At 37.2% G+C, this 16,519-nt stretch carries 13 protein-coding genes, 1 other RNA gene, 2 pseudogenes and 1 other annotated feature (1 of these 17 running past the window's edge); of the genes and pseudogenes, 1 reads left to right on the top strand and 15 read right to left on the bottom strand.

Going from position 1 to position 16,519, the window contains the following annotated elements:
* Nucleotides 1–118: pseudogene (locus tag DEX24_RS17550) on the top strand (IS30 family transposase); the annotation flags it as partial.
* Between the two features lie 8 nt (nt 119–126).
* Here DEX24_RS17550 and DEX24_RS14150 read toward each other — a convergent pair.
* From DEX24_RS14150 to hisS, 15 genes and pseudogenes are all read right to left on the bottom strand, one after another.
* Nucleotides 127–573: pseudogene (locus DEX24_RS14150) on the bottom strand (MupG family TIM beta-alpha barrel fold protein); the annotation flags it as partial.
* A gap of 70 nt (nt 574–643) precedes the next feature.
* The gene (locus tag DEX24_RS14145) at nt 644–1,939 is read right to left on the bottom strand and encodes a PTS sugar transporter subunit IIC (RefSeq protein ID WP_109307069.1); all 1,296 of its coding nucleotides are present in this window, start codon (nt 1,937–1,939) and stop codon (nt 644–646) included.
* Between the two features lie 72 nt (nt 1,940–2,011).
* On the bottom strand, nt 2,012–2,314 hold the full coding sequence (locus DEX24_RS14140; RefSeq protein WP_346215229.1) for a PTS lactose/cellobiose transporter subunit IIA: 303 nt from the start codon (nt 2,312–2,314) through the stop codon (nt 2,012–2,014).
* A gap of 30 nt (nt 2,315–2,344) precedes the next feature.
* The gene (locus DEX24_RS14135) at nt 2,345–2,656 is read right to left on the bottom strand and encodes a PTS sugar transporter subunit IIB (RefSeq protein WP_109307067.1); all 312 of its coding nucleotides are present in this window, start codon (nt 2,654–2,656) and stop codon (nt 2,345–2,347) included.
* A gap of 185 nt (nt 2,657–2,841) precedes the next feature.
* Nucleotides 2,842–4,017 (bottom strand): GNAT family N-acetyltransferase, encoded by a 1,176-nt coding sequence (locus DEX24_RS14130; protein ID WP_109307066.1) that lies wholly within the window; start codon nt 4,015–4,017, stop codon nt 2,842–2,844.
* Nucleotides 4,018–4,136: 119 nt separating this feature from the next.
* A complete protein-coding gene (ptsP, locus tag DEX24_RS14125; protein ID WP_109307065.1) occupies nt 4,137–5,843 on the bottom strand; it encodes a phosphoenolpyruvate--protein phosphotransferase in 1,707 nt (568 codons plus the stop codon).
* Nucleotide 5,844: 1 nt separating this feature from the next.
* Nucleotides 5,845–6,114, bottom strand: coding sequence for a phosphocarrier protein HPr (locus DEX24_RS14120; RefSeq protein WP_109307064.1), 270 nt, complete (start codon nt 6,112–6,114; stop codon nt 5,845–5,847).
* Between the two features lie 15 nt (nt 6,115–6,129).
* Entirely contained in the window at nt 6,130–6,846 is a 717-nt protein-coding gene (locus DEX24_RS14115) for a sugar isomerase domain-containing protein (RefSeq protein ID WP_109307063.1), read from the bottom strand.
* Nucleotides 6,847–6,850: 4 nt separating this feature from the next.
* Nucleotides 6,851–7,573 (bottom strand): GntR family transcriptional regulator, encoded by a 723-nt coding sequence (locus tag DEX24_RS14110; protein ID WP_109307062.1) that lies wholly within the window; start codon nt 7,571–7,573, stop codon nt 6,851–6,853.
* Between the two features lie 21 nt (nt 7,574–7,594).
* Nucleotides 7,595–8,749, bottom strand: coding sequence for an N-acetylglucosamine-6-phosphate deacetylase (gene nagA, locus DEX24_RS14105; RefSeq protein WP_109307071.1), 1,155 nt, complete (start codon nt 8,747–8,749; stop codon nt 7,595–7,597).
* Nucleotides 8,750–8,824: 75 nt separating this feature from the next.
* Complete coding sequence (nagE, locus tag DEX24_RS14100; protein ID WP_109307061.1) at nt 8,825–10,744, bottom strand: N-acetylglucosamine-specific PTS transporter subunit IIBC; 1,920 nt, start codon at nt 10,742–10,744, stop codon at nt 8,825–8,827.
* A gap of 180 nt (nt 10,745–10,924) precedes the next feature.
* Nucleotides 10,925–12,739, bottom strand: a complete 1,815-nt coding sequence (locus DEX24_RS14095) for a hypothetical protein (protein ID WP_109307060.1) — start codon at nt 12,737–12,739, stop codon at nt 10,925–10,927.
* A 79-nt stretch (nt 12,740–12,818) separates the two neighbouring features.
* A non-coding RNA gene (gene ssrS / locus DEX24_RS14090) (6S RNA) lies at nt 12,819–13,001 on the bottom strand.
* A 258-nt stretch (nt 13,002–13,259) separates the two neighbouring features.
* Complete coding sequence (gene aspS, locus DEX24_RS14085; protein WP_109307059.1) at nt 13,260–15,038, bottom strand: aspartate--tRNA ligase; 1,779 nt, start codon at nt 15,036–15,038, stop codon at nt 13,260–13,262.
* A 15-nt stretch (nt 15,039–15,053) separates the two neighbouring features.
* Complete coding sequence (gene hisS, locus DEX24_RS14080; RefSeq protein ID WP_109307058.1) at nt 15,054–16,322, bottom strand: histidine--tRNA ligase; 1,269 nt, start codon at nt 16,320–16,322, stop codon at nt 15,054–15,056.
* A gap of 77 nt (nt 16,323–16,399) precedes the next feature.
* Nucleotides 16,400–16,519 (bottom strand) — a binding site (T-box leader); it runs 128 nt beyond the window's last position.

Genomic DNA, 16,519 nt, shown 5'->3' with positions numbered 1-16,519 from the left:
CTGTTCGCCTACGTATATTGACCAGTGTATTGAAAAACTAAATAAACGTCCGCGTAAATGTTTGGAGTGGAAAAGTCCTTATGAAATTTTCTTTAATAAAGTGTTGCGCTTAATTTGACTATTCAAGGGATAAAAATTATGACACCCAATAATATTCGCTGGATTCGCTTTATACGATAAAATATTTTCGACATACTTCGTACCATTACTAATATTGAGCTCTACTTTTAAATCACATGGGTCCAATGACATTAAAGCTTCTTCTTGTCCAGAAAACCCCATATCTAGACGTAATGCAGCTAGATTAAATTCCTTTTTTAACACATTAATATCGCGATATGTCAGACCCATCTCTTCAAAAACAGGTGGAGCTATATCTGCTGATATATCAAAACCTAGATTTTTTGCAAAATGAGTAACTTCTTGTAGTTTTTGTTTTTCAGCTGCATCATTTAATGACATCAAACAGGTGAAAATGCGATCAAAACCATTATTATGCGCTAATTGAATATAATTTTTCATTTCTTCGACTGAGCTATGTTGTGGATAGACAGATATGCCTAAACGTTTCATGTGAAAACCTCCAATATAAATTGATTGAAGGAGCTGCCTCAAAAGTGACAACTCCTTCTCATTTTAATTATTAATCTTTTTTCACTTGTTCTTCATGCTCTTCTTCAAGAATTAACTCTTCTTTTTGAACACGACCAGCCATTGCTACGAATGGTAAGTAGATAAAGAATGCCACAACTAGGTTGACGATGGATAATACGCCACCACGCCAAGACTGCGTCGCTAAAATACCATTAAGGATTGGCGGTGTTGTCCAAGGAACAGCAATTGTTGTTTTTGGTACTAATCCAAATTTCATTGAGAAGTAAGCAATTGACATAACAACTACTGGTGTAATGATAAATGGAATGAATAATACTGGATTTAAAATGATTGGTAAACCAAATAGTAACGGTTCATTGATATTGAATAGCCCTGGTGCTGCGGACAGCTTACCAACGGTCATATACTGTTTGTTTTTTCGAGCGACTAAGAACATTGCTACGATCAGTGCTAAAGAAGTACCTGACCCACCCATATTAACAAAAGCATCAAAGAATGGTTTTGTAATAATATATGGTGCTTCTAACCCACTACTAACTGCCTTCATATTAGCTGCTACTGAATCAATATTGATTGTTTGCATGAATGGTTCGATAATATTCGCACCATGCACACCGAAGAACCAGAAGAATACTGGTACTAATGCGATAATAACACCTGCACTCCAAGAGTTCGTTAAACTTTGAAATGGTGCTTGTACTGTTGCATAAAATGAAGAAATAATATCTGGCATATCAGCTGTATTTGAAATAACTGTACGCACTAAAGCAAAAAGACCAATTGTTATAATGGCTGGAAACAAAGCTGCAAATGATTTAGATACTGCAGGTGGTACTGAATCTGGCATTTTAATAAGCATTCTAGGATTCCCTAATAATCGCGTGAATATTTCCGTCGAAATTAGCGCGATGATAATGGCTATGAAAATACCACCAGTTCCTGATGTAAGACCAGATATACCGCCTTCACCAAAGGTACCAAATGTCATGTAAGCTGCCAATGAAATAACACCAGCACCTAAAGGATCTTTATCGTAACTTTTCGCTAAATTATAAGCAATTGTAATAGCTAGGAAAATGGACATCATCCCAAATGTCGCATTCCACATATTACCTCCCCATTGCGTCCACGTTTCATGCTTCCAAATACTATCCATGAACGTTTGGTAAAACTTAATCGGTAAATTATTAAACAGTACTGCTAAAGAACCAACGATTGTTAATGGCATCAATGCTAAGAAACCATCGCGTACTGCAACCAGATGTCGCTGGTTACCAATTCGTGCAGCTACAGGCACGAATTTTTCTTCAAAAAACTTGAACATTGTCAACACTCCCCTTTGTCTAAATAAGTGCTACTTCGAAAAATCAACCAATATTTCGAACATTCAAACTATTTATTTTGCATCAATGCGACTATACAGCTCGATAACTTCTTTCGCTAAATCTCTAAATGTGATAGCGTTCATCAAGTGATCTTGTGCATGTATTAACATTAATGTTGGTTGTACGTTCTCACCACGAGCTTCGCTTGTCAATAATGACGTTTGAGCGTGATGCGCTTCGATTAATGCTTCATTTGCAGCATCAATCTTGTCTTGTGCTTCTTGAAGTTCCCCAATTTTTGCATGACCTATTGCAATCATACATTCACTTTTTGCATTCCCCGCATGGATAATTAATCCCATGACTGCTTGCATTAATTGTTCATCTTCCACAAAATTACCTCCTTATTTCGCTAAAGCCAATGCTTGCTTCAAAACGTTCTCGCCATTCATCATGCCATAATCTGACATATTGATAACATCGATTGGGAAATCGCTATTCGCATATTTTTTATCAAAAGAAGATTTTAAATATCTTACTTGTGGACCTAGTAATAATACATCGATATTTTTTGATGCTAGAGTACGATCCACTTCATTTTCTGCAATTGCGAAAATATCAGCATCGACATTTTGACTTTGAGCCGCCTTCTGCATTTTTGTTACGAGTAAACTCGTGCTCATTCCTGCCACACAAACTAACATAATCGTCTTCATAGTTGATCTCTCCTTTAGAATGTAATCGTTTTCTAACTAAAATATAGCATCTATTGGTATATACCACAATAGATTTTTTGTTTTTTTATCCCTATTCTTTTCTATTTTATCTGCGGTATATAATAGAAAACCGTTGAACTATAGTTATTCTTTGAAGTGGTATAGTGCAATTTTTTTAAATTTTTTTAAAAATATTCATTAAAAAAACTGGCTTGTGTTGGAAACGCTTTATCCCACTGATTCGCTGTCTCATCAGTCATTTGAAGTAAATCATAATAACGTAACTGTTGCACACTAGCATAACCACTAACTAGTAATGCGACTGTATTAATCGTTAATTCAACAATTGGTTGTTCTTTTAATGTGGCTTCATCTACAATTGTCACGCCATTTGATGTGACGTGGAAAATACCATTATTCCACTGTGCAAATGGATCGCTAACTGACATATACAATGATAGATCATCTTGCTGCCATAAAAAATCAGTGAAAAATGCCGCTACATCGACAATTCTCAACATTGTTTCCTGTTTAATCTGTTGGGTAAATTGTGGTTCTGGGAGTGTTATACCCACCTTCATAGTAGCATGACAAATACCTGTTATACGATTAATACTAGCTTCATGAGCGACTACAAAACGCCATATAGCTGCTTCTGCTGCGTAATTTGTTGCATAAAAATCTTCAATCGTAAATGTCAATCCAATAATTTCATATCGAATATAGCCAATAACTTCCTGTTCATCATTAAAGACTGCTGCAAAATGAGCATATGGTTGACGTGCTTCAATACGATTCCACCATGCGTGATCACGTATCATAGCTCCAGGATTTTTTGCGACAACCTCATTGTGATAGTTTTTAATGTCTTCAAATAGTTGTACATCTTTATGTTTAAAACTAGTTCTTTTTATCCTATCTACTTTTTTACCCAATCGAGGGAAATTCGCTGGTGATATATCAAAACGAAGCACATCATTAAATAATGACCAGCCAAAATAATGATAAAAAGATACAGAGTAAGGTGCAAGTACTGAGATATTTTGTTTATTTTCACGCATTGTCTCCAAAGCATAGATCATCAGCTTTTTCATAATCCCTTGATTGCGATATTCTGGATAGGTAGCCACAAATCCAATACCACCCATATTAAAATTTTGCCCTCGCATCGTTAGATTCAGAGGTAAAACAAGAATTTGCCCTACTAATTTCCCATCAACGAAACTGCCTAATGTTGCACTATGCTGCATCCAATATTGAAAATCCTTCAATTTTTCAGCGTTATACACACTACTAAAACTATACTCTCTTAACTGTTCTACTTCTTCATATTCCGTTGCTACGACCTGTCTAATATCCATATTGCTTCCCCCTTATATTCGTAAAAAAAGCCTCTCTAAACAACGGTAAATGGATGTGAAAAACAGTCGATGTTTTCAACACGCAATTATTCGTTGTATAGGGAGGACTTATTTATTTATTAAAAATTTTCAGCGACATAGGCTTCTACTTCAGCAGCCGTTGATAAGCTGAGAATGCTATCTGTGTGCTGTGCTAATGCACTTTGAGATAGTTGTGCTAGTTGTGCTCTGGCTGGAAGAATAGAAGAGGCACTCATAGAGAATTCATCTAATCCAAAGGCGTGTAGTATTGGAATCGCAACTGCATCACCCGCCATTTCACCACACATACCTACCCAACGTCCATTTGCGTGACCTGCATCAACAACCATTTTGATAAGACGTAAAACGGCTGGGTGGTAGGGTTGATATAAATAAGAAACTTTCTCATTCATACGATCTGCAGCTAAAGTATATTGAATTAAATCATTCGTGCCAATCGATAAGAAATCAGCTTCTTTGGCAAATAAGTCTGCAATAACCGCTGCTGACGGTATCTCTACCATCATTCCCACTTCAATATGCTCCGCTACTGCTTGCCCTTCTGATAATAACTGCTCTTTTACTTCTAATAAGAAGGCTTTCGCTTCTCGGAATTCATCCAATGTCGCAATCATAGGAAACATTACTTTCAAATTACCAAACACACTCGCACGAAGTAATGCTCTCATTTGAACGCGGAATAATTCTTTATCATCAAGGCAAAGTCGAATTGCTCGATAGCCTAAAAATGGATTCATTTCCTCAGGAAGTTTTAAATAACTTAATTCCTTATCACCGCCGATATCAAGCGTGCGTACGACAGTCGGTTTGTCTCCCATTTTTTCTAAGACCGTTTTATACGATTCATATTGTTCTTCTTCCGTTGGGAAGCTATTTCGGTCCATATACAAAAACTCCGTACGAAATAGCCCAACACCATCTGCTCCATTTGCTACGACAAGCTCCACATCTTCAGGACGACCAATATTACCAGCCAACTCTACATGATGCCCTTCCGCATCGATGCTTTCCTTATCAACGAAAGGTCGTAACGCTTGTTGATGCGCCTCAAATTCAAGCTGTAGCGCCTCATATTTTGCTATTTCTTCTGCGGTTGGAGAAATAATAACAATTCCTTTAGCACCATCCAAAATGACTAGGTCATCCTTGTGAGCCTGTTCTGTAGCGGTCGACGTACCGACAACTGCAGGAATTTGTATATTACGAGCTAATATGGCTGAATGCGATGTACGTCCGCCAATATTCGTCACAAAGCCCTGGACGAATTCCTTATTAAGCTGTGCAGTCATTGAAGGCGTCAAATCATGCGCTACAATAATAACATTCGTATCAATCGTTGTTAAATCCATTGTTTCAACATGTAACAATTTCTCTAAAATGCGTTGAGAAACATCGCGTATATCAGATGCACGCTCTTTCATATAATCATTATCCATCGCTTCAAAAATAGCGACGAAATTGGAAGATATTTCTTCTAATGCTGCCTCTGCATTTACACCTTCATCTATTTTTGCTTCAATAGATGCAGACATTTCTGGATCTTGTAATACAAGTAAATGGGCTTCGAAAATCGCTGAGTGTTCGGCACCAAATTTTTCAGTAGCACGATCTCGAACAATTTCTAAGTCGCCTTTTGCTGATGTTATTGCTGCACGAAAACGTTCTTTCTCTGCAGCAGTATCTGAAATTTGAATTTTTTCAAACGATAAATCTGGTTCCACTAAGCGGTAGGCTGGTGCGATAGCTATACCATTTGAAACGCCAATCCCTCTGATTTCCACCATATTAAGCCTCTTCGCCGATATTTTCGTTTGAAATAACACTCGCTGCTTTTTCAATTGCTGCTTCTGCATCAGCACCTTCTGCAGAAATAGTGATATTTGCACCTGTTGGAATACCAAGAGCCATTACACCCATAATAGATTTTAAGTTGACTGCTCTGTCATTATAAGAAATTTTTACATCTGATGAAAATGGTGTTACTGCCGCTACAAGTAATGTACATGGTCTTGCATGTAGTCCCTCTGGGCTTGTAATTTTGAATTGTTTTTCCATGAATAAAACCTCCGATTAGTTAAAATTAATGCGATGCTTGTATTTTTCTATAAACACTTCATTGGAAGTGCTACTGTTTTCAACATTGCTGCTGCTAAAAACAGGAGTAGAAGAATTTGTTTGTTGCATAAGTGTCACAACGCGTACTAACACTTCATTTAAGATGGCGGCTCCTGCAATAGTAGATACGGGGCCATATTGTAAATTATGCTGTTCAATCAAACCATCACCAACTGGTGCATGTGTGTTCAAGACAAGGTCTACAACTTCCTCTAAACGTTTATTGGAAGCATGCTTAGATGGCTGGTCAATATATTTTAATGATTGAATTGCTATAACTGGTATACCCTGTTTTTTTGCTAATAAAGCAATATCCACAGGTACAGTGTTTCTACCACTAGTAGAAATAACGATTAAGACATCATTTTTTTCCAACTGAATATGTTGAAGATTCGCCTGAATAATCGTTGGATCTTTTTCATTTTTTGAAGAGGTTAATGCCCCTTTATGTAGCATGAGTGCCTCAATAGAAATGGGTTTTGCTGGTACGAGACCACCTGCTCGATAGTAGGCTTCTTGTGCCAATAGCTGCGAATGACCACTGCCAAATAGCTGCAATATACCACCCGCTTCTATGTTATTAAAAATCATATTGGCGGCGGCTGCAATCGCATTTTCTTCTTGTTGTTCAATCGTTGCTAAAATTTCTTGTACCTTACTCAAATACGACATATAATCACCTCTGAATTTCACTAATAAATTTATAACGATCTGCTCGATAAGCGGAACGCACTAATTCAAATGGTTTCCCATCGGATAAAAAACTAGTCCGTTTAATAATGAGGACAACAGCTGTTGGTTCCAACAACAAATATTTGCTATCTTCCTTCGCAACATGGGATGCTTCCATTTGTTGAATCGCATTACCTATTGTCAAACCATATTGTTCTTCAACTAACCGATACAATGATCCACTCAAAAGCTTGGCATTTAAATCCGGGAAAACAGCTACTGGTATGTATGTTCTTTCGATCGCCATTGGCTTATTATCTGCGTTGCGAATACGCACCATAAAATAAACTTTTTCGCCTTCTTCCATCATAAGCTCTCTCGCGACATCAAATGGTGGTATTTGTATTTCAAATTTGATGATTTTACTACTTGGTGTCATGCCACGTGCACGCATATCTTCTGTAAAACTTGTCAAACCATTCAAAGGCTGTTCAAGCTTTGGCGTTGAAACAAAAGTTCCACGCCCTTTCTCTCTAAAAAGCATACCATTCGACACCAGATTCGTGATTGCCTGTCTAACCGTCATTCTACTTACGTTAAAACGGTTAGATAAATCACGCTCCGATGGAATTGCTTCGCCAACCTGGTACTCACCGAGAAAAATACTCTGCTTTAGTGCTTCTTCAATTTGAATATAAATTGGCACATGTGAGTTTTTATTGACCAATTGAATTCACCTATCCTTTTTTTACTCGTTACTATAAATTACTTTACCTTTTTTTATCGTCATTTGTATAGTCAAATCTTGGGACAATATTAGCATATCTGCATCCGCATTCGTTTCTATACGTCCTTTTGATGACATTTTCAACTGATTAGCAGCGTTTGTAGATGACATAGCTACTAAATTTTCCAATGTACACCCTGTCGCTTTTTGCATATTACGCACAGCCAGATCCATCGTTAAAACACTACCAGCTAAGGCACCGTTTGGCAAATGAGCACCCGATTGTGTAACATGAACCATTTGTCCACCTAAATCATAATCCCCAAAAGGTACACCTTTTGCTCGCATCGCATCTGTTATTAAAATAATATTTTCTGGCCCCTTACATTTAAAAGCCAATGCCACTGATTTTTCATGACTATGAATGAAATCGACAATCATTTCAGTTTTAATATCATCCAATACGAGTGAAGCTCCAACAACTCCAGGCTCTCTATGATGAAAAGGACGCATTTGATTGTAAAGATGTGTACCTTGAGACGCACCCAAAATCACTGCTTTTTCAACTTCTTCAAAAGTTGCATCCGAATGGCCAATGGAAACCACTATCCCTGCATCTGCTGCCATTTTTACAAATTCAAATCCATTTTCCACTTCCGGTGCTACTGTAATTTCTTTCAATAAATGACCACTTAATTGCTGCCATCTGCTTAATAATTCACCTGTTGGTGCAATAATATAATCTAATGGCTGTGCACCGGCCCTGTTTTTCGAGATAAATGGACCTTCGACATGTACGCCAACTAATTGTGCTTCATCCTCATTATTTTCAAAGTTAGCAATCGTTTCTAGCGTCGCTTCAATCGCTTCGATTTTCTGTGTCATTGTCGTTGCTAAAAAAGATGTTACGCCCTCTTTCACTAAAGATTTCGACATTTTATGCAGTGCTTCTTGCGTTGCATCCATCACATCTACACCCGCAGAACCATGAATATGCATATCAATAAATCCAGGAAACAGGAGTTGGTTTGTACCATCAATTACTCGATCCGCTTGTTGGTGTATAGTTGGTGCAATGGCAGTGATCTTACCATCTTGTACCATCACATCATGATTTAATAAGCGATTTCTTGCATTAATAATTGTTATATTGTGTATTTTTATTGAATTAGCCATCATCAAACGCCTCCAAAGATGTAAATGATTTAACTGGACGGGCGACTGCTCGCCCAGCAATCATTTAAACAATCATTATTTTACATCAATAATATTTGCAGTACCGGCCTCTTGGTGACCAGTTTTCAATAAAGTAACCTCTTTGCCTTGAGAATTAGTTAATATGATCGGTGTAACTAATGATGGTACATTTGCTGAAACATAGTCCAAGTCAACTTTTATTAATACGTCTCCACGTTGTACAAGTTGATCCGTTTCGACTACTGTTTCAAATCCTTGCCCATCTAATTTTACCGTATCTAAACCGATATGAATTAATACTTCTAAACCACTATCAGAAACTAGCCCAATCGCATGTTTCGAAGGGAAAATCATCACTACTTTACCATCTATTGGTGATGTAATGACACCATCTTCAATTTGAATACCAAAACCGGGACCCATCATTCCTTCAGAGAAGGCTTTATCTGGCACATCTGTTAAAGGAATAATTTCTCCTGTTACTGGCATCGTAAAGTCCGCTGGTATAAATGCACCTGATAATACATCGTCTTCACTTTTAATGTCCTCTGCAGAAACATCTGATTTCAACGGTGGATTGCCATTATCCAGTCGTACTTTCATCGCTTCTGCTAAAAATTCAACAGATGTTCCGATGATTACTTGTGCATTCGTTTTCGAAATTTTCATGACACCACGTGCACCATATTTTTTTAATTTCTTTTCATCAATAATTGTGGAATCTTTAACATCTAAACGCAATCTCGTTGTACAGTAATCAATACGCTTAATATTTTCCTTGCCACCTAAACCTTCAATTATATGATACGCTTTTGCATCTAATACCTCATCTGTTGAACCAGTTAAAGGTGTAGAACCATCCTCATCTTCATCATCATCTTCTCGACCAGGTGTTTTAAGATCGAATTTAATAATCATGAAGTAAAAGATCGCAAAGTAAATTGCACCTACGACTAAACCTAATGGTATGAGCAGTAATGGTTTTGTAGCTATACCAAAATTCAGTACATAATCAATCAAACCTGCCGAGAAGCCAAAGCCGTCATGGATACCAAGCCAATTAGCAGCCATCAACGACAATCCAGTCAATACAGCATGCACGAAAAATAACACCGGAGATAAGAACATAAATGAAAATTCAATTGGTTCTGTTACCCCTGTGATAAACGCTGTTAAAGCGATTGATACAAACATACCACCAACCAACGCTTTTTTCTCTTTTTTAGCAGTCATATACATCGCTAAACATGCTGCCGGAAGACCAAACATCATAATTGGGAAGAAACCTGATAAAAAGGGACCAGCTGTTGGGTCGCCTTTTAAGAAACGGTTAATCTCGCCTTTTACGACTGTGCCATCTGACGTAGTAAATGAACCGAAATCAAACCACACAACGGTATTAATTACATGGTGTAGTCCCACAGGAATGAGTAGTCTATTTAAGAAACCATAAACCCCCACTCCAATTGAGCCATGATCAATCGCCCAGTTACCAGCGTCGTTAATCCAACCCTGAACTGGCGGCCATGCGTAACCAAAGAGCCAACCTACTAACATCATAACGACTGCAGTTATGATTGGCACAAATCGCCTTCCACCAAAGAAAGATAACCATTCTGGAAATTTCACATTGTAAAATTTATTGTATAAGAGTCCAGCAATTACACCGGCGATTACACCGCCAAATACATTCATCTTGATATCCTTATCAATACTTAAAAGAACACCTGTCAAAACAATATGTGCCACTGCACCAGCCAAGGCAGCACCACCGCCACTATCAAAAGCAAATCCCATTGCAATACCAATTGCAAAGATCAATGGTAGATTGCCTAAAATCACATCACCAGCGGCGGCCATTACAGGCCAGTTGAAAAAATCTTCAGCACCCAGGCGCACTAATAAAGCTGCGGCAGGTAAAGTTGCAATTGGAAACATTAATGATTTCCCAATTTTTTGAAGAAAAGCTAACATTCTATCACTCCCTTTCAATACTTTTTGGTATAGTTGTCTATACCAATTATAAAGGGTTCTTTAATTTTTGAAAACCCTTTATTTTAAAACAAATTTCCCTTTTTTTACTATATTAAACAAAAAAACAGATTAATAGCGATTTAACAACATTCGCTACTAACCTGTCTATCTAAAAAAATATTATTTTTTGTCTTTTAATAGCGGAAAAAGGACAAAATGGACAAATTTTGCTTCTCCCGGATCTCCTTTAACACATGTTTTATGTGTCGGATAATCATAGGGTGCGATATCCAACTCCATGTATTTTTGAACAAATGGATTACAGTTTACCGCATCACTATGCAATTGCTCTTCATTGATGTGTTTTTTCATCTTGGCCATAATCCACTTCAACCATGCCATCATGCCATCTTCAACATATTTATTATCAATTATGGATAGCAAATTATCATCAATTTCTTCAAAATAAATACATAATGTCATATAAAAATAGTGTAATTCTTTTGATTGTTGCCTTTTTGTTACAGGTATTTCCTGTAGCAATTGCCATGCACTATCATACTTTTGCTGTGTAAAAAATAATTGTAGCAGCAGTACAATTTTCCGATTTTCCAAGTGACTTACCGATTGATTTCTCACTAACATTTCTAGTAATACATCCAGACGTTGATTTTTTGGTAACACTTCACTTTGGATGATGCATGCATCTTTATTTAAACTGTCAAAGTTGATAGCGAGTTGCGCTAATCGTTGGCGATCATCATCGGCATCAGCTATATAAGCCTCGAAAGCATACTTTTGTGCATTATCTTTATTTGTAATCGGTTTAAATGGTATTCCTTCTAACTTTTTTTCCATCCGTTTACGATCAACATCATTTGTAAAAATCATTTTTTCAAAGTGTTTTTGTAACTGCCATTCCTTGTAATCGTCCATATTCGCATCCGTACCGATTTGATAACTAGGTTGACGCAGTTTTTCAAACACATTATCGTCGAAATCCTGTTCAAAATAGTAAGCGATTTTATTGCTGTATCTTCTAACAGAACTTGTCGAAACATTCATCATTTCAGCCAGTTTTCTTTGCGTAATAATTCTAGGTAAAAAATCGTAACGAATGCCAAAATCGATAATTGCAGCTAATAATCCTTCTTTTTTTCGTAACCGTTGCGAAAGACCATTATCCATTAGATAATTGAAAAAAACAAAAGCTAAACGATCATTTTTTACATCTAAATCTATGAGTAATTCATCCAAACTAACAATGAGATACAACGCTCCGAGATCAAGGTCTCTTACTTCGCTATTGGAAATCGTTTTTAAACCCACTAAATCTGAAAAACAATCTAAAATATGCTCTTTGAAAAATAAGGAGTGTTGTTCAAAGTTTGCTTCTTCAAAGCGTTGTCGCCATTTCGCTATTACTTGACCATGATTTTTTTCTAAAATAATGGCGCTGCTTAACAAATAGTAATAACGTTGATGAATCCCCGGTACGATGTGACAGATAATAAAATCTTCAATAATATCATCCTCTATTTCAACATCTACAATGATGATAACTTCCTTCGTATAATAGTGCTCCGCGATTACAAAACCATCTATAATTTCTAAAACTTTACCGACAAAGAAAAGGGGTTGTTGCCAACTTGATAGAATCTGATGTGTTTTTGGTTGGATGATTTCTTTCATATTCTGGATTAGGAAATAACCCCATTCTTTCGTATGATTTGTAAAGAAGTAGGCGTCTGTCAATAAATGTTGCACAGTGATCGCATCCATGCCTTCTTCAAATTCAGCCAATCTAGAAGTGCCAACCCATTGTTGGAGACTGACCACTTCTTCATCAGTTGGATGCTCAGCAATGAAATTTTGGACAAGTCGTGCTTTTATACTCGCCCAATGATTTTCTTTTGTTACTTTATTTTTTGCGAAGCAGCAATCAAATGCTTTTTTACCACTCATACATGGGCAGGGACGGTCAAATCTTTTCAAGAACCCACACTCCTTTCTATAAAATATAAAAAAACCTCTGATTCAATAAAATCAGAGGTTGGATTATTCAATCATTAACACAAATCCCAATCATGCCGTCATACTTTTAGCGTCAACTAAACCCGCGCTCAGCAGGTGGGTATCCGCACATTTATAAATATCTTCCTTCACGAGGCGTCAAATTCATAAATAAATATTGGATTCCCTATTAAAAAGTGTTCGGTTTAAAAAGACGACTACATAACGAACATATCAGGATTTGTATTACATGAATAATAACATAATGATTTTAATAATTTCAAATATTATGCGGTTTTAATTAAAGTATTTTTTTAAACCTATTTTCAAAACTTTTTTTCAGACTATTTATTGTATTAATATGACATTTTACTAGCTCAAGTGTAACATCATCTTTTATTTTTTAAAAGTGAAACACCCCTTTCTTAACCATCATAAAAAAATATAAAAAAAAGATGCAAAGCACCCTAAATCATGTGCTTTACATCTTCAATATGTCAGATTAGTCTTCGTCAGCCATTGTTTTTACACGGATATGAAGATCATCTAATTGAGCAGTTGTTACTTCGCTTGGTGCTTGTGATAATAGGTCGCTTGCAGACGCTGTTTTAGGGAATGCAATTGTGTCGCGTAAGTTATCGCGACCTGCTAAAATCATGATTAAGCGGTCAAGGCCTAATGCTAAACCACCATGTGGAGGTACGCCAAACTCAAAAGCATCCATCAGGAAACCGAATTGTTCTTGCGCTTCCTCTTTTGTAAAACCAAGAGCCTCAAACATTTTTTCTTGTAAATCTTTTTCATAAATACGCAGTGAACCGCCGCCTAACTCATAACCATTTAATACTAAGTCATATGCTTGTGCGCGTACTTTAGTTGGTTCTGTATCCATTAAAGCAATATCTTCTTCGAAAGGACGTGTGAATGGGTGATGTGCTGCTTTATAGCTATCATTTTCTTCGTCGTATTCGAATAATGGCCAATCAGTAATCCATAAGTAAGCAAATCGTGCTTCATCTATTAGGCCTAAATCTTTTCCTAATTTTTTACGTAATGCGCCAAGTGCATCGGCTACTACTGCTGGTTTATCAGCTACGAATACTAATACGTCGCCTACTTCAGCGCCCATGCGTTCTTGTAATTTAGCACCAAATTCATCTTGGAAGAACTTGCCGATTGGACCAGTAAGACCTTCTTCCGTTACTTTAATCCAAGCTAAGCCTTTCGCACCGTAACGACCTACAAATTTAGTTAATTCATCAAGGTCTTTACGTGAATATTTATCGCTAGCCCCTTTAATATTTAAACCTTTAACTTGTTTGCCATCTGCAACAGTTTGAGCGAATACTTTAAAGTTACAGCCTTCCACAACATCTGAAAGTTCGATTAACTCTAAATCAAAACGGATATCTGGTTTATCTGACCCAAAACGAGCCATCGCTTCTTGGTATTTCATTTGTTGGAATGGACGTGGTATGTCAATTCCTTTTACTTCTTTCATAACGGAGACAATCAAACGCTCATTCAAATCAATAATTTGTTCCTGCGTTAAGAAACTCATCTCCATATCAATTTGAGTGAATTCTGGTTGACGGTCAGCGCGTAAATCCTCATCACGGAAACAACGTGCAATTTGGAAGTATTTTTCGAAGCCAGAAACCATTAACAATTGTTTGAACAACTGTGGTGACTGTGGAAGTGCATAAAATTCACCGTCATGAACACGAGATGGTACTAAATAATCACGTGCACCTTCAGGAGTTGATTTTGTTAAGATTGGTGTTTCTACTTCCAGGAATCCTTCATCTTGTAAGAAGTTGCGGATTACTTTAGTTACATCAGAACGTAATTTGAACGTGTTATACATCGTTGGACGACGTAAATCTAAGTAGCGATATTTCAAACGTAAATCTTCATTTACTTGAATACGATCTTCAATTTGGAATGGTGGTGTTTTTGCTTTATTGATCAAGGTAACTTGGTCAACATAAACTTCAACCATACCCGTGTCTAAATTTGGATTGACCATTTCTGGTGTACGAGCGCGTACTTCTCCCTCGATTTCGATAACAAATTCACTGCGGAATGAGTCAGCTAGATCTAATGCTTGTTGCGAATTTTCTGGTGTGAATACGATTTGTGTTAATCCAGTACGGTCACGTAAATCGATAAAAATTAATCCTCCGAAATCACGACGATATTGTACCCAACCTTTTAATACAACGCGTTCTCCAACGTTTTCTGCACGTAGGATACCACATTCATGTGTTCTTGTAGCCATTTGTAATTCCTCCAATTATTTATGTGATAGTAGATAGTTTACTAAGTCGTGGAAAGGTACTTTTTCTTGCTCGCCAGTTGCCATAAATTTGACATTCGCTGCATCTTCTTGCAATTCAGTGTCACCTAGAACGATTACATATTTAGCATTTAAACGGTCAGCAGCCTTCATTTGGCCTTTCATTTTACGCCCAGCATAATCGATATCTGCTGCGATTCCCTTCGCTCTAAACGAACTGATTAATTCTACCGCTTTCAACTTAGCTGAATCGTCCATTGCTACGATATAAAGATCCAATTCATTATGAATATCTAGCTCAACTTCCTCTGCTTCAAGCGCTAACAAAAGACGTTCAATACTCATTGCGAAGCCGATTCCTGGTGATTCAGGTCCACCGATTTCTTCAACTAATCCATTGTAGCGTCCTCCGCCACAAAGTGTCGTAATGGCCCCAAACCCCTCAGCAGTACTCATAATTTCGAATGTTGTATGGTTATAATAATCTAAGCCCCGCACAAGATTAGCATCTACTACATAATCGACACCTAACACATCTAGATACGCTTTAACTTGTGCAAAATAACTTGCAGATTCTTCATTTAAATAAGCTGTTAACTTCGGAGCTGTCGCAATTAGTTGATTTTCCGCATCTACTTTACAATCTAAAATACGTAATGGATTTTGTTCAAGACGTTTTTGACAATCTCCACAAAATTCAGCAATATGCGGTTGGAAATGCTCAATTAATGCTTCACGGTGAGCATCTCGCACTTCTTTATCACCTAATGAATTGATTACTAATTTCAAGTTTTTCAATCCTGCTTCTTGATAGACACGCATTGCTAATTCAATTACTTCAGCATCAACTGCTGGATCCTTCGAACCAATGGCCTCAACACCAAATTGTACGAATTGACGGAAACGACCTTTTTGTGAACGTTCATAACGGAACATTGGTCCAATATAAGACATTTTCACTGGTTGATCCGGATGTCCAAACATTTTATGTTCAACATATGAACGTGCGATTGAAGCTGTTCCTTCTGGACGTAAAGTTAATGAACGCCCACCTCGATCTTCAAATGTGTACATTTCTTTTTGAACGACATCCGTTGAATCACCCACACCACGTTTGAATAATTCTGTCGATTCGAAAATTGGTGTACGAATTTCAGGGTAACGGTATACATTACATAAGCGGCGCATGATTTCTTCAATCTTTTGCCATTTTTCAGATTGTCCAGGTACAATATCCTGTGTTCCTCTAGGTACTTTGAAGCTCATATAATAAAAACTCCCTTCATTTATCGTTTACTGAATTAATCGGACATACAAAAAAGCCCTCGTCTCCTGCAATAATTGCAAGGGACGAGAGCTGTATTAGCTTCCGCGGTTCCACCCTAGTTGGTTGACATAAAAATAGGTCAACCCTCTCGTGATCGGATAACGGCCGATTCCGTTTCTACCTACTATGCCCGTAG

It is taken from the genome of Kurthia sibirica (assembly GCF_003143975.1).
Taxonomy (GTDB): Bacteria; Bacillota; Bacilli; order Bacillales_A; family Planococcaceae; genus Kurthia; species Kurthia sibirica.
This window is presented reverse-complemented; position numbering and strand designations above follow the sequence as displayed.

Bases quoted from the DNA above. Each gene is read 5' to 3' on its own strand.
- DEX24_RS14135 (WP_109307067.1), bottom strand. From the start codon at position 2,656: ATGAAGACGATTATGTTAGTTTGTGTGGCAGGAATGAGCACGAGTTTA.
- nagA (WP_109307071.1), bottom strand. From the start codon at position 8,749: ATGGCTAATTCAATAAAAATACACAATATAACAATTATTAATGCAAGA.
- ptsP (WP_109307065.1), bottom strand. From the start codon at position 5,843: ATGGTGGAAATCAGAGGGATTGGCGTTTCAAATGGTATAGCTATCGCA.
- hisS (WP_109307058.1), bottom strand. From the start codon at position 16,322: ATGAGCTTCAAAGTACCTAGAGGAACACAGGATATTGTACCTGGACAA.
- aspS (WP_109307059.1), bottom strand. From the start codon at position 15,038: ATGGCTACAAGAACACATGAATGTGGTATCCTACGTGCAGAAAACGTT.
- DEX24_RS14140 (WP_346215229.1), bottom strand. From the start codon at position 2,314: ATGCAAGCAGTCATGGGATTAATTATCCATGCGGGGAATGCAAAAAGT.
- nagE (WP_109307061.1), bottom strand. From the start codon at position 10,744: ATGTTAGCTTTTCTTCAAAAAATTGGGAAATCATTAATGTTTCCAATT.
- DEX24_RS14115 (WP_109307063.1), bottom strand. From the start codon at position 6,846: ATGTCGTATTTGAGTAAGGTACAAGAAATTTTAGCAACGATTGAACAA.
- DEX24_RS14145 (WP_109307069.1), bottom strand. From the start codon at position 1,939: ATGTTCAAGTTTTTTGAAGAAAAATTCGTGCCTGTAGCTGCACGAATT.
- DEX24_RS14130 (WP_109307066.1), bottom strand. From the start codon at position 4,017: ATGGATATTAGACAGGTCGTAGCAACGGAATATGAAGAAGTAGAACAG.
- DEX24_RS14120 (WP_109307064.1), bottom strand. From the start codon at position 6,114: ATGGAAAAACAATTCAAAATTACAAGCCCAGAGGGACTACATGCAAGA.